13 protein-coding genes are annotated in these 14,101 nt (G+C 39.1%); 5 read left to right on the forward strand and 8 right to left on the reverse strand.

Translation table 11 applies throughout. The features are described 5' to 3' along the window. Nucleotides 1–215: 215 nt before the first annotated feature. Nucleotides 216–1,250: an AraC family transcriptional regulator gene (locus CFY84_RS05705; protein WP_213062824.1), complete on the forward strand. Its 1,035-nt coding sequence runs from the start codon at nucleotides 216–218 to the stop codon at nucleotides 1,248–1,250. Nucleotides 1,251–1,298: 48 nt separating this feature from the next. On the opposite strand, the gene CFY84_RS05710 is transcribed toward CFY84_RS05705, so the two are convergent. After that, the gene (locus CFY84_RS05710) at nucleotides 1,299–2,525 is read right to left on the reverse strand and encodes a class I SAM-dependent methyltransferase (RefSeq protein ID WP_088823192.1); all 1,227 of its coding nucleotides are present in this window, start codon (nucleotides 2,523–2,525) and stop codon (nucleotides 1,299–1,301) included. A 103-nt stretch (nucleotides 2,526–2,628) separates the two neighbouring features. On the opposite strand from CFY84_RS05710, the gene trhA reads away from it, so the two are divergent. Further along, nucleotides 2,629–3,273, forward strand: a complete 645-nt coding sequence (trhA, locus tag CFY84_RS05715; protein ID WP_088823193.1) for a PAQR family membrane homeostasis protein TrhA — start codon at nucleotides 2,629–2,631, stop codon at nucleotides 3,271–3,273. Between the two features lie 52 nt (nucleotides 3,274–3,325). Here trhA and CFY84_RS05720 read toward each other — a convergent pair whose 3' ends face one another. From CFY84_RS05720 to ppx, 5 genes are read right to left on the reverse strand one after another with little or no spacing between them, the layout of a single operon-like run. After that, the gene (locus CFY84_RS05720) at nucleotides 3,326–3,895 is read right to left on the reverse strand and encodes a YggT family protein (protein WP_088823194.1); all 570 of its coding nucleotides are present in this window, start codon (nucleotides 3,893–3,895) and stop codon (nucleotides 3,326–3,328) included. Nucleotides 3,896–3,908: 13 nt separating this feature from the next. Beyond that, complete coding sequence (gene proC / locus CFY84_RS05725; protein WP_088823195.1) at nucleotides 3,909–4,745, reverse strand: pyrroline-5-carboxylate reductase; 837 nt, start codon at nucleotides 4,743–4,745, stop codon at nucleotides 3,909–3,911. A gap of 26 nt (nucleotides 4,746–4,771) precedes the next feature. Then, nucleotides 4,772–6,124 carry a tRNA lysidine(34) synthetase TilS gene (gene tilS, locus CFY84_RS05730; RefSeq protein ID WP_088823196.1) on the reverse strand — a complete coding sequence of 451 codons (1,353 nt, stop codon included), beginning with the start codon at nucleotides 6,122–6,124 and terminating at the stop codon, nucleotides 4,772–4,774. Beyond that, nucleotides 6,061–6,885, reverse strand: a complete 825-nt coding sequence (locus CFY84_RS05735) for an acetyl-CoA carboxylase carboxyltransferase subunit alpha (protein ID WP_088823197.1) — start codon at nucleotides 6,883–6,885, stop codon at nucleotides 6,061–6,063. The genes tilS and CFY84_RS05735 overlap by 64 nt, the downstream gene beginning before the upstream one ends. A 32-nt stretch (nucleotides 6,886–6,917) precedes the next feature. After that, nucleotides 6,918–8,438 (reverse strand): exopolyphosphatase, encoded by a 1,521-nt coding sequence (gene ppx, locus CFY84_RS05740; RefSeq protein WP_088823198.1) that lies wholly within the window; start codon nucleotides 8,436–8,438, stop codon nucleotides 6,918–6,920. A gap of 261 nt (nucleotides 8,439–8,699) precedes the next feature. On the opposite strand from ppx, the gene trxA reads away from it, so the two are divergent. The 3 genes from trxA (at nucleotide 8,700) to CFY84_RS05755 (ending at nucleotide 11,265) form a co-directional block, all read left to right on the forward strand. Next, nucleotides 8,700–9,023, forward strand: a complete 324-nt coding sequence (trxA, locus tag CFY84_RS05745; RefSeq protein WP_088823199.1) for a thioredoxin — start codon at nucleotides 8,700–8,702, stop codon at nucleotides 9,021–9,023. 325 nt (nucleotides 9,024–9,348) lie between these two features. Continuing rightward, nucleotides 9,349–10,611 (forward strand): transcription termination factor Rho, encoded by a 1,263-nt coding sequence (gene rho / locus CFY84_RS05750; RefSeq protein WP_088823200.1) that lies wholly within the window; start codon nucleotides 9,349–9,351, stop codon nucleotides 10,609–10,611. A 405-nt stretch (nucleotides 10,612–11,016) separates the two neighbouring features. After that, nucleotides 11,017–11,265 (forward strand): hypothetical protein, encoded by a 249-nt coding sequence (locus tag CFY84_RS05755; protein ID WP_088823201.1) that lies wholly within the window; start codon nucleotides 11,017–11,019, stop codon nucleotides 11,263–11,265. 122 nt (nucleotides 11,266–11,387) lie between these two features. On the opposite strand, the gene CFY84_RS05760 is transcribed toward CFY84_RS05755, so the two are convergent. Together CFY84_RS05760 and pheT are read right to left on the reverse strand one after the other, a co-directional pair. Next, nucleotides 11,388–11,681: an integration host factor subunit alpha gene (locus CFY84_RS05760; RefSeq protein ID WP_088823202.1), complete on the reverse strand. Its 294-nt coding sequence runs from the start codon at nucleotides 11,679–11,681 to the stop codon at nucleotides 11,388–11,390. Beyond that, on the reverse strand, nucleotides 11,678–14,059 hold the full coding sequence (gene pheT / locus CFY84_RS05765) for a phenylalanine--tRNA ligase subunit beta (RefSeq protein WP_088823203.1): 2,382 nt from the start codon (nucleotides 14,057–14,059) through the stop codon (nucleotides 11,678–11,680). Before pheT ends, CFY84_RS05760 begins: the two co-directional genes overlap by 4 nt. Between the last annotated feature and the right edge of the window lie 42 nt (nucleotides 14,060–14,101).

Consider the following 14,101-nt stretch of genomic DNA (forward strand, 5'->3'; position numbering starts at 1 on the left):
AATATTAAATGAATATTAAATTATATTTTTATCAACTAAATTTAAAAATAAGGCATTAATAAAGTATTTACTCTATTTATTGGCTTTATGGTAATATACGCCATTCCTTGTTATCTCACATCACTGATTAAATCATAAAAACATATGCTCTAGAGGCTATGTAGATTAGAGATGGCCTCCCTTTATTAACGTCATTTGGGTTATTATTTGTGAATATTAAAGCTGCAGAAGAGCTCAACGTCAGTCGAAATACCATCAGCATTTATTATGTCAATGTTGCGCTTGCTGGTGTGCACAAATTAGGCATGGATGTTGAAGTACTGCTGTCTCATGTTGGCATAGAAGCTGAATTACTCAAACAGCCTAAAGCACGAATTTCTCCAGAACAATACACCCGCTTCATCAAAATGCTGTGGATGGTCACGCAAGATGAGCACGCAGGTTTCTCATCACAACCAAGAAAACTTGGTACATTTGCCATGATGTGCCAACTGATTATCCACTCTAAAAACTTAGGTGAAGCGCTTGAACTTTCTTCACAATTTTATCGTTTATTTGGTGATGATTGGTTTATAGGGCTTGAACGTGATAAACATGAAGCACGTTTTGTACCTTTTATTCCTCGTACAGAAGACCCTCAGCATTTTATGACAGACAATATGCTCATGATTTGGCATGGATTGGCATCATGGTTAATTGATCGCCGCATTCCTTTAGAGCGTGTGCATTTTAACTACCCTGCGCCAGAACAAGCAGATGAATATGATGCATTATTTTTTGCGCCATTAATCCAATTTAATGCATCACGTACTGAAATCACTTTTGCAGCTGATTATTTAGACCTACCTATTCGTCAAACGACCGAAACATTGGAAGAGTTTTTAAAAATTGGTCCAACCCAGTTTTTAATTAATTTCAAAAATACCAACTCGCTGACCTCTCGTATTCGTGATGTGCTTAAAAACCATATTGGCGAAGAAATGCCTACACTCAATGATGTTGCATCAATGCTTTATCTTTCACCGCAAACATTAAGACGACGCCTTGCAACTGAAGGTCGCAGCTATCAAGGTGTAAAAGATGCTCTGCGACGTGATGCTGCAATCCATCTATTGCTCAAGCCAAGTTTGACTTTAGAGGATGTTGCTCAACAAGTTGGTTTTAGTGAGACCAGTACATTTCATCGTGCTTTTAAAAAATGGACTGGCGTTACACCCGGCCTTTATCGTCAATTGCATACATCACTTTAAATTAATTGATATAAATACAGCACTAAAACATTGCTTTTGGTGCTTAAATTAGCAACGACAACCGATTTGTGCCTGATCCATCCATTCATCTTTCAATAAATTTTCTAAAGTATGAGTTTGAATGCCATACATCGCTTTTAATGCTTCGATTTGTGCCAAGATGTTTTGATTTGGCTCACTAATGGTCTGTTTCTTTACCGCCAAAATCATTTTATTTTTACTTGTATGCTCTAAAGCCACAAACTCAAATACCTTGGTTTCATAGCCATACGCATTTAACAGTAAAGCCCTTATGGTATCAGTAAGCATTTCTGCATGTTGTGCTTGGTGAATACCAAATTGCAGCATGGGTTTTAAAACTTGCGGGCTGGTTAATTGAGGACGTAACTCTTTATGGCAACATGGCGCACACATAATGACAGACGCATTTAATCGAATGCCACAATGGATAGCAAAGTCAGTCGCAATATCACATGCATGCAAAGCAATCATGACATCAAGCTGTTCAGGGTGATAGCTACGCACATCACCTGTAAAAAACTCAAGATGATTAAATTGATTTTTATTCGCTACTGTCTGACAAAATTCAACGAGGTTTTCTCGTAACTCAACGCCTGTAATGTTGGGTTGCAGGCTTTGCTTTAAATAATCATACATTGCGAAAGTCAGATACCCTTTGCCTGAGCCAAAATCGACAATATGCAAAGGTTGATCTGCTGTCATGATGGGTTGTACAGCTTGTGAAAAAATTTCAATAAATTTATTAATTTGCTTCCATTTTCTTGCCATAGATGGCACAAGTTGACCGTGTTGATCTGTGATTCCAAGATCGTGTAAATACGGCTGTTTTTGATCAATATAGCGCTGTTTTTCTCGATTATGCTGTTGGGCTAACTGTGTTTTAGGCGCTACAGTAGATTTGACTTTATGCTGCTGTAACAAGACATCTTTTTTCTTATTACGTTTAAATTGCGTATCATATTCACTTGACCATAGATTGGCTTGCTTCATATCTGGCAACAAATTTTGAATAACTGATAATGCTTCATCTAAAGCATAGTTTTTGGTGATATCTTGGGTTTTATACTGATAAATCATTGAAATTTTAATAGTATGTTGTAACTCAACCAAACGACAAGTGACTTTTCCTAAGCCTGCATCTGCCCCTTTATATTGACTCAAAATAAGTCGATCCAAGGTGTTTTTTTCGATCGATTCAGCAACCAACAACACAAAATCAACCTCTTGTTCTGATGCAATGACAGATTGAGACATATCAAAAAGATCCTAAATCAAGTTACAAATTCACTTTAAAGCCACTTACTTTTAAGTCAAATTTGAATTAATATACAAGTGTATTTTTAATCAAGTAGAGTCTATGAGCAACGGAACATCAATGACATATGATGCAAAAGAAGAGCTACTTAATGTCCTTACACATGGTGTAGGTGCCATTATAGCAGTCTTGGCCAGTATCGCACTTTTATATCAGAGCAGTCATCTATCTGCGTTGGCATGGCTTAGTGTTTGGGTCTATTGCTTTGGCTTAATTTTTGTCTTAACAAGCTCAACCCTGTATCATTGGTCAAAAAATGTCAAACAAAGATATTGGTATAAAAAACTAGACCATACCGCTATTTACTATTTGATTGCAGGTACATATACCCCATTATTATATTTAAATATACCCACCCATAAAGCCCATTATATTTTAATCGCGTTATGGGTGATTACAGCCATTGGAACGCTGTTTAAACTATTTTTTGCACATCGCTTTGATAAATTGTCGTTAGCAGCATATTTAACCATGGGCTGGTTTGCTATTTTAATGTTTGATGACATGCAGCAATATCTTGCACCTGAATGTTTAAAATTATTGGTCATTGGTGGCGTTGCTTACACGGCTGGCGCTGTATTTTATGCACTAGAACGAATTCGATATACCCATGCAATATGGCATGTTTTTGTTTTGGCTGGTGCAGCATCTCATTTTTTAGCCATTTATCTATATGCAATCCCTTAATCGCGCATAAAAAAAGCAATCATTGATTGCTTTTTCTGACCCAATTTATATTTTATAAACCCGACAATAATGCTTTTGCAACTTCACTCATAATCGTTTCAACCACAAACAACGCCAACAATGCCACAATAGGTGATAAGTCAATCATGCCCATATTTGGTAAAAGACGGCGAAATGGTGCCAATAGTGGCTCTGCAAGCTCTTGAATCACTTCAATATATGGCGAACGTGATTGCGTTAACATCGTCACCCAACTCAAAATAATGCTGCCAAAAATCAAGTATCGACAAATTGTAATCAATGCTTGAATCATGGTCACAAATGTATACATCAGCAAAAATAATGCACTATTCGGCGGATTGCCATTTAAATACATCTCACCAAAATTTTTCAGCAAACATAGCACCACAAGCAATACAATCGCAGCAAGGTTGACACGCCCTTTGCCAATTGTTGGGAATATACGACTAAATATATCCACAAATTTTGTTGATTTCATGGTCGCCAAAACCACTGGATTATAAGGGCTGATCACCGCCAACTGCATAAGAAAACGAAAAAACACTAGCAAAATAGCAGCATTCATAAAAGCACTAAAAAATAGCGCACTAGTTGCACCCATATACATACATCCTCTATTTCGATGATTTGGTACTATCACTTAATTCTTGAGCTAACTCTTGGCTGCGCCTTTGTGCTGCTGCTAAAGCTGTTTGAATACTTTGTGATACTGACATTTGATCAAATACGTCTAAAGCTGCCCGTGTGGTCCCTTGAGCAGACGTAACTTTTTTGCGTAGTTCCGCAGGTGTTGCACCACTGCTAATGGCCATTTGTGCAGCACCTAATGCTGTTTGTAATGTTAATGCTGTTGCTGTTTTTTCATCTAAACCTAAATTGCGTCCAGCTCGAATCATACTTTCCATCATGTAAAAAAAGTATGCTGGCCCTGAACCTGACAAGGCAGTCACTGCATCTAAATCAGACTCATGTGTTAGCCACACACCGAGCCCTGTTGCCGATAAAATTTGTGCTGCACGTGCTTTATCATCTTCTGAAATAAATTCAGGTGCATACATACCATGTGCACCAATATGAACTTGTGCTGGCATGTTAGGCATTGCACGAATAATACGGTCATGCCCGATCAATCCAGCAATCAAATCAATATTTGCACCAGCCACAATCGAAATTATTAATTGGTTACTAAAAAATTTTTTCCATGATGCTAAAGCATTTTGTACATCTTGAGGATTAACCGCCAAAATCACCACATCACAATCACTAGATGCAATCGGTTTTGCATAGACACGAATTTTTTTTTCGAGCAAAATTTCTTGAACAGACGGAGTTGGGTCAAAGACAGTAATATGTTCTACAGGAAAACCACGGGATAAGAGGCCACCAATTAATGCTTGTGCCATGTTACCGCCACCAATAAAACTAATCTTATAACTTAAAGCACTATTCATTCATTGTTCCAACTCAAACATAAATCTTAACTGATGCATAATTTGGGCAACCAGCCACCCTGCTGACAAGCGTCAGAATGAGCTAACCAAAAACCTTGGGGCGTAAATACCCCTAGAATAGCATTATCTCGATATAAAATTTGCACTCTATGGCGTAACCAAGGAAAAATATGTGCATCTTGAATGGCTTTTTTTAAAGGCCAACGTCCTACACGACCATAAAAGTGAATTTTTTCACCACCTTGCCGAGTAACTAAACGTAACGATTGACCAAGTAGTTGATCGGATAAACCCATCTTTTGCTGAGGCAAAACTGTAAAATCACCACTCAAGACATGTACAGGACAATGCATTGTAAATTGAATATCTGTCTCTGTAATGATATCTAAATCTTTAGCGCGGTATTGATCAGGCATTAACTGATATATTTTGCCTTGAAACCGTGTATACCAATATGGCTTACAAAATAAAGCTGTTTGAGCATCGACTCGTGCATGAATGACGTCATTTAATAATCGATCTACCATTTGAAAGCTTGGTCTATAATGGGTATCAGCCATCATCCATGTTGAGACTACTTGACGTTGTCTTGCTAAAGAAAGATCAGAAAAGCAAGTAATATCTAGGACTTCGTCTTGAACACATGCCTTCAAATCCGCTTGTGTAACTTCCGCCAAAATATCTTGAGCATCTTGCATTAAGATTGCTGTCCGTGCAATCGATGTCTGCATTTTTGGAAATCGGGAGGTTAATACTGGCCAAAGCACTTCTCGAGCCCAAGCACGATCAAAATGTGTATCGATATTGGTTGGATCAGTAATATGCCTAAGATGAATGGAGGTGGCCCATGTCTCAATTTGCTGTCGTGATAAGTCCAAAAATGGTCGCCAAATCATCATATCATCACGCAAGTCAATCGCTTTCATTGCACCAAGCCCTGTCACTCCTGCACCTGACAACAAACGCAATAAAACCGTTTCTGCTTGGTCTTGCTGATGGTGTGCGAGTACCAACACCTCATCAGCTTGTAAATGTTGCTGAAATGCTTGGTACCGTGATTTACGTGCTTCAGATTCTAAATTGCCTTGTGAAACTGCAACAGGACAAATGACACAGTCGATTTGCTGCTTCAATGCAAAATCTTGGACAAATTGACCCCAAGATGCACTTGGGTCTTGTAATTGATGATCAACATAAATTGCGCGGACACGCATGGGAAATAAAAACGCAAAAAGATGCAACAACAACATGGAATCCATGCCGCCGCTACACCCAATTAAAAACTTTTTTTCTGGAAAGAAAGTTTCAGCGTCTTTTAAGATGCAAGTCCTGGATTGTCGCTGCCAAACTTCATCAAACGTTGGTAACGTGCTTCGCATCGCTCATTCACATCCATTAACTTTAACTCAGCCAACGTCGTATTTAAAACATCACGCAACTGCTCAACTACACGCTCTGTATTTAAATGCGCACCTTCGCCTTCATCAATGACATATTCAACAATACCCATTTTTTTGAGTTTATCTGCTGTTAATGCCAAAGCTTCACTGGCCTGCTCTGCTTTATCGGCAGTTTTCCACAAAATTGAAGCACAGCCTTCAGGTGAAATGACCGAGTAAATACTATGCGAAAGCATAATCACACGATCTGCTACACCAATACCTAGTGCACCGCCTGAACCACCTTCGCCAATCACGGTTGAAATCACAGGAACTTTTAAACCTGAGAGTTGTGCCAAACTGGTTGCAATTGCTTCTGCTTGACCACGCTCTTCTGCGCCCACACCAGGATATGCACCCATAGTGTCAATAAACGTAAATACAGGCAGGTTAAAACGCTCAGCTAAATCAAGTAAACGCTGTGATTTACGATAACCTTCTGGATTACACATACCAAAATTATATTTTAAGCGCTCACGGGTTGAACGACCACGATGCTGTCCAACCACCATAACAGGTTGTCCTTCAAAACGTGCAAGTCCGCCCACCATGGCATCATCATCACCGTATAAACGGTCACCATGCAAGATATCAAAGTCTTCAAACAAAGCATTTGCATAATCTAAAAACTGTGGACGCTCAGGATGACGTGCGATTTGCACAGTTTTCCATGCTTTTTTTTGCGATGATTTATTCTTCATAGGTCGAACGTGATCCTTACATGAAATATGAGTTAATCAATAAACTGATCTGAGTGAATGACCAAATCAATATCCCAATGTTTAAATTGAGTTTGCTCATCATGCAAATCTGCCACCAATAATGGCCATTGTTTTGCATCACCAGATACGGTCAGCTGCCATTGTTGCTCATTCATAATATGTAATTCAATGGCAGGAAGCATCTGATCACTTCGACTGTGATTGAGTAAAACTGCAAGTCGAAGCAACAAGCATAAATAAACAATCGATTTAGGCGCAATTTTTAGCAGTTCAGCTTTGGCATCACTTTTAATTTTACGGCGATGAAATGCCACTAAATTGGAGAGATGATTTTGATCAATTTGTGAGAACCCAGGAATATCTGAATGCTCAAGTACATAGGCACCATGGCGATGATATCCACCATGACTAATCGCTAAGCCAATTTCATGTAAGTAGGCAGCACGTCGTAGTAAATCACTGTCTTCATTCGTTAATTTTAAATCTTCTGAGACATTATCAAACAATATTTGTGCCGTTGTTACTACACGTTCAGCATGTTTAACATCAACACCATAACGACCTAATAAAGCTTGAACACTGCGATCACGAATATCTTCATGCTTAAATCGACCAAGCAAATCATACATCACACCTTCTCGCAGTGCGCCATCTGAATACATTAAACGGTCAATATCAAGTACATTAAATGCAGCATAAAGAATGGCAAATCCTGCTGGCAAAACTGCTCGACGATCGTCTTTTAATCCATCAAAATCTAAATCTGCAATATGTTTATATTTAAGTAATTTGTCTTTAAGTTTTTCAATACCTGCACGTGTGACGCTTTCTTGTTCATCACTCCAGCCCATATTAATAATAATTTGGCCACAGGCTTTAATGGTACCACTTGAACCAACGACAGTGTCCCAACCTTCAGCTTTATAGCGACTGGCAATTGCAGAGAGTTCTTTACTGGCTGCAACAACAGCTTTATTGAAGTTTTTTGCTGAAATTGTACCGTCTGCAAAAAACTCTTTGGTATAGGCAACACAGCCCATTTGCAACGACTCGGTATGAATCGGTTCAAATTCCTCACCAATAATAAATTCTGTCGATCCACCGCCAATATCAATGACTAAACGACGTCCGCCATTAACCATGCTGTGTGAAACCCCTAAATAAATGAGGCGTGCTTCTTCACGTCCGGCAATAATTTCAATTTGTTTAGGTAAAATTTGGGCTGCTTTTTCAATAAACTCTTGACCATTTTCTGCTTTTCTTAACGCGTTGGTCGCAACAATACGTAAACGGTTCGGTTTGACTGAGCTCAATCTGCCCACAAAACGGGATAAACAGGCTAAACCACGCTGCTGAGCTGCTTCGGTTAAATTATTATTTTCGTCTAATCCTGCTGCAAGTTGTACTTTTTCTGACATTGAAACAACTTTTTTGACTTCCCCGTGGTCAACACGGGCAATTGCTAAGTGAAAACTATTCGATCCCATATCAATCGCTGCAAGTAATTCTTCATCAATTAAAAAGTCAGACATTATCCATATAGCTCAAAGTAAATTGCCACTTAGAGTAATTCACCCACCTTGAATTGAAAAGTGCTTTTCATCACAATATCTTAACTTTTTCATTTTTCGTCGATTGCTGAATACGATAAATGCTATTGTTAAGCTCCATTAGACAAATAATACACATATAATAAACTTAGAAACAATAATCGATAATACGTGTACAGATGCTGTGTCATACTATGTATAAAGACACGCTCAGCGTAAAAAACAAATTACAGGAGTCAACTCATGTCAAACTTGGTTAATACCACAGACAACAATTTCAAAACGGATGTACTAGAATCTGAAACGCCAGTATTGGTCGACTTTTGGGCAGGATGGTGTGGCCCGTGTAAAGCAATTGCCCCTGTTCTTGATGATTTATCACGTGAATACGACGGCAAAATCAAAATTGTGAAAGTCGATGTAACAAGCTGTGAAGAAACAGCTGTAAATTACAACATTCGTAATATTCCAGCGCTTCTACTGTTCAAAAATGGTGAAGTTGTTGCACAACAAATTGGCGCTGTACCACGCTCAAAACTTGTTTCATTTATTGATGAAAACATTTAATTTGAAAAAAAACACCTAAATCTGTGAATTACGCCTCAAAGTAGGCGTATTTTGCGCTTCTTAAATTGACAATTCTTCTGCTGTCACTTATATTTCAATCCTAAGAAAGATGAAGCCACACAAGCGACACTTTTTCTGAAAAGCTACAACACATAAGATCGCCGCTCGGCACAACAATTGGTTACTTTTCTATCCGAAACAATGAATCAGATCTCTTCTGAGTATCTATCGCGCAAAGAAATTGCTCAATTATACGTGTATACGGTCGACTCTTACATTTACTTCCTTTTTGACTCCCAATGTTCTCATCTATATTGAACCACATATGAATTTAACAGAACTCAAGAAAAAACCGATTGGCGAACTCATTAAAATTGCTGAGTTCATGGGCCTTGAGGGAATGGCGCGTAACCGTAAACAAGATATTATTTTTGCTATTTTAAAACGTCATGCAATGAACGGCGAAGAAATCTTTGGCGATGGTGTATTAGAGATTCTCTCTGACGGCTTCGGTTTCTTACGTTCAGCAGCTGGCTCATATTTAGCAGGTCCTGATGATATCTATGTGAGTCCATCCCAAATACGCCGCTTTAATTTACGTACAGGTGATAACTTAGCAGGCACAATCCGCCCACCAAAAGAAGGTGAACGCTATTTTGCATTGCTAAAAGTCAATCAAATTAACTATGACACACCTGAAAACTCACGTAACAAAATCTTATTTGAAAACTTAACGCCATTATTCCCGACTGAACAATTGATCATGGAATTGGGTAACGGCACAAGTGAAGATTTGACATCACGTGTGGTTGACTTGATTGCGCCGATTGGTAAAGGTCAACGTTCGATTATTGTTGCACCACCAAAAGCTGGTAAAACCATGCTTTTACAGAATATTGCACAATCAATTGTCCGCAATAACCCTGAAGTTTTCCTCATTGTTCTACTGATTGATGAACGCCCAGAAGAAGTTACAGAAATGCAGCGTACTGTACGCGGTGAAGTGATTGCATCTACCTTTGATGAATCGCCTGCTCGCCATGTACAAGTGGCTGAAATGGTAATTGAAAAAGCCAAACGCTTGGTTGAACACAAAAAAGATGTGGTGGTGTTACTTGACTCAATCACACGTTTAGCACGTGCATACAATACTGTTGTACCATCATCTGGCAAAGTATTAACGGGTGGTGTCGATGCACATGCATTAGAACGCCCTAAGCGCTTTTTCGGTGCTGCACGTAATATTGAAGAAGGTGGCTCATTAACAATCATTTCAACTGCATTAATTGAAACTGGCAGTAAAATGGATGAAGTCATTTATGAAGAATTTAAAGGTACAGGGAACCAAGAAATTACCCTAGACCGTCGCATTGCTGAAAAGCGTGTCTTCCCTGCAATGAACTTGAAAAAATCAGGTACACGTCGTGAAGAGCGCCTCATGAGCGAAGAAAATCTTCGTAAAGTTTGGATCTTGCGTAAACTGCTTCATCCGATGGATGAGTTGACTGCAATGGAATTCTTACTTGATCGCATGAAAGAAACAAAGACCAATGATGACTTCTTTGATCAAATGAAACGTAAGCAATAACCTTCCCTCAACCTAAGTCTTTATGAATGAAAGGCTTAGGTTGACATGTTTTACATAAAATAACAAAGTTCGTGACAACCATCTGCTTAATTTATTGTTTTGTTTCTCAGCAAATTTTAATTCATCTAAAAATTTACTATTTTTAAACAACTTAATCGATTATTCCCTCAATATAACTTGTCATCTCAATTGTTATTTTCTGTTAAAAAATCATACCAAATCGACTGTTTTTTTCGTATTTTTTCACTTAACTAGTAGTATTTAAATATACTCGGTGATAGCATACACGCATACCAGTTAACCTGCCCCGTGCGTTGTTACCTATCGCAAAACGTATAGTGATAATAAAAGCTTAAACAGGTTGGCGTTGGTTTTTTTTCTCTATTATTTTATGAGAGTGATGCCATGTTATTCAAAAAATTTGCTATCGTAGCTGCGGTTGCTACAACTCTAGCTTTTGTTGGTTGTGCTAAAAAAGAAAGTGCTCCTGCTGCTGCATCTGATGCAACTGCTGCTGCATCTGAAGCAACTGCTGCTGCTGCTGAAGCTGCTGCTGCTGCATCAGAAGCGACTGCTACTGCTTCTACTGCTGTAGCAACTGCTACTGCTGCTGCATCTGATGCTGCTCCTGTAGCTTCTGCTGCTGCACAATAATTCGGTTTACTCCGAATATGAAAAAAAGAGCCTTATGGCTCTTTTTTTTATGTCAGTTTGAATTGTTCAAGCAATGACTGCATAAAAAAAGCCCCGCATGCGGGGCTTTCAAAAATTAACTGTTATTCTTGTTCAGTACCAACGCGCTGTCTAAATTTCTGACCTGCTCTGAATGTCACTACACGACGTGCAGAGATCGGGATCTCTTCGCCTGTCTTCGGATTTCGTCCTGGACGTTGGCGCTTATCACGTAATTCAAAATTTCCAAAGCCAGATAATTTTACATGCTCACCTTCGATGAGTGCTTGGCTAATTTCATCAAAAAATAATTCAACCATTTGTTTTGCTTCGCGACGATTTAATGCGGTCAGCTCACTTAAATGATCAGCCATTTCTGCTTTTGTTAATGCTGTCATGACGCCCTCAATGTTGCTTGATACGTGCTTTGTAACACGTCAATTATTTTATCCATACCTGATTTAATTTCAGTATCTTCTAATGTACGCGATGGATGTTGCCATGTCATCCCGAATGCCAATGAGCGTTTCCCATCTTCAATACCCTGTCCTTTATAAACATCAAACAGCCACGTCGAATGCAAAAACTCTCCACCCGTTTTTTGTATCAGATGCTGAATTTCTTTTATAGCGATTGTATCATCAATTAAGAGTGCAATATCACGTCTAACTGATGGAAAACGTGAGAGTTCTGTAAAATTAGATACATAAGATTGCAAAACAGCATCACGGTCTAGCTCTGCGACCCATGTTAAACCCAAATCAAGCGATGCTTCAAGTGATGGGTGTAGTCGACCTAAATAACCAATAGATTGCCCATCTACGATAATCTCTGCAGATTGACCAGGATGTAACCATGCACGTTCTGAACGGACGTATTCTGGTTGAATACGGCCTGCTGCTAAGATTTGTTCAACCTCACCTTTTAAGTCAAAAAAGTCAGTTTCTTTGTCTTTTGCATGCCATTGTTCTGGAATATGTGAACCCACCGAAATTAATGCGAGTGTAGGAATTTGCTTCAATTCATCGAGTTGTTGCGCGTCTTGATAATCAAAACGTAAGCCAAACTCAAATAGGCGAACACGGCTTTGTTGTCTATTTAAATTATACTGTACGCATGGAATTAAACTTGATAACAATGTACTTCGCATAGCAGCCAAATCACTTGAAATTGGATTAGCAAGCATCAGTGGTTTGACATGTGGATTAAGTTTTTTCTCAAGCTTGGCATCAGCAAAGCTAAAGCTAATCGCTTCTTGATAACCCAATGTAACAATGGTTTGACGTAATTCGGTAAGCTCAAATTGGTCTTGATAAGGTGCAAATTGCACATCTAAACGTGGCGAACTGATTTGTATGTTGTCATAGCAATGAATTCGAGCCACTTCTTCAATTAAATCTTGATAAATAACGAGATCATAACGGTGAGATGGCGGCGTTACATGCCACTGATCGCCTGACTCAGTAACCACATGACAGCCTAGGCGTGTCAATGCATCACCAACAAAGCCAGCATCAATATGATAACCAAGGAGTGCTGTAATTTGTGTATGTTTTAATTGAATTGCTTTACGTTGCGGTAACTCTGCATTTTGTTCTGCAACCGTAATTGGACCAAACTCACCACCTGCTAGTTCAGCAATCAATTGTGATGCACGATGTATGGCTTGAAGCGGCAATTCAAAATCCACACCGCGTTCAAAACGCTGTGATGAATCTGTATGCAAACCAAAACGGCGTGCACGACCCGCAATAAAGATAGGTGCAAAGAAAGCGCTTTCTAAAAAGATATCTTGAGTAGCATCTGTCACACTTGAAGCTAAGCCACCCATAATCCCTGCAATCGCCAACACATTGCTATCATCTGCAATGACCATAACATCATCATTCAGTTCAACATTTTGCTCATTTAAAAGCTGCAATGTTTCATGCTGAGTGGCTTGACGCACATGAATTTGACCATCAATTTTTGCCAAATCAAATGCATGCATGGGTTGACCAAGTTCAAGTAAAACATAGTTGGTAATATCCACCAAAATACTATGTGTACGAATACCTGAACGTGTAAGGACTTCTTCCATCCAAGCAGGTGTTTTCGCAGCAATATTCACTTGCTTAATGACACGTCCTAAATAACGTGGCGCACCTAGCGTATGAAGGTTGACTGACAACTTATCTTGAATAGTTGCGGTAATAGGTTCAATAGCAGGTGCTGTTACTGTCGTTTGATTCACTACAGCAACTTCACGTGCAATACCACGTAAACTGAAGCAGTCACCACGGTTGGGCGTAATTGAAATATCAATAATTTGGTCGTCTAATCTTAAATAATCACGAATATTTTCACCAATCGGTGCATCCGCTGCTAATTCAAGTAACCCATCAATTTTATCTTCTAAGCCAATTTCTGATGCACCGCACAGCATGCCATTTGAAGCAACGCCACGTAATTTACCTTTTTTAATTTTAAAGTCACCAGGCAATACCGCACCCACTGTTGCTACAGCAACCCGTAATCCGACTCGAACATTCGGTGCGCCACATACAATTTGCAATGCATCATCTTGACCAATATTTACTGTAGTCACACGCAAACGGTCAGCATCAGGATGCTGCTCAACAGTCAGCACTTCACCCACAACAACGCCATGAAACGGTGCAGCTACAGGTGAAATGTCATCAACCTCTAAACCCAACATGGTTAATTGGTTTGCCAATGTTTCACTGTTAACATCAGGATTAACCCATGTGCGTAACCAATTTTCGCTAATTTTCATTTACTATTTAACCTTTACATGCTGTCTATGCTTGCATCGTTG

It is taken from the genome of Acinetobacter apis, from assembly GCF_900197575.1.
GTDB classification, from domain to species: Bacteria; Pseudomonadota; Gammaproteobacteria; order Pseudomonadales; family Moraxellaceae; genus Acinetobacter; species Acinetobacter apis.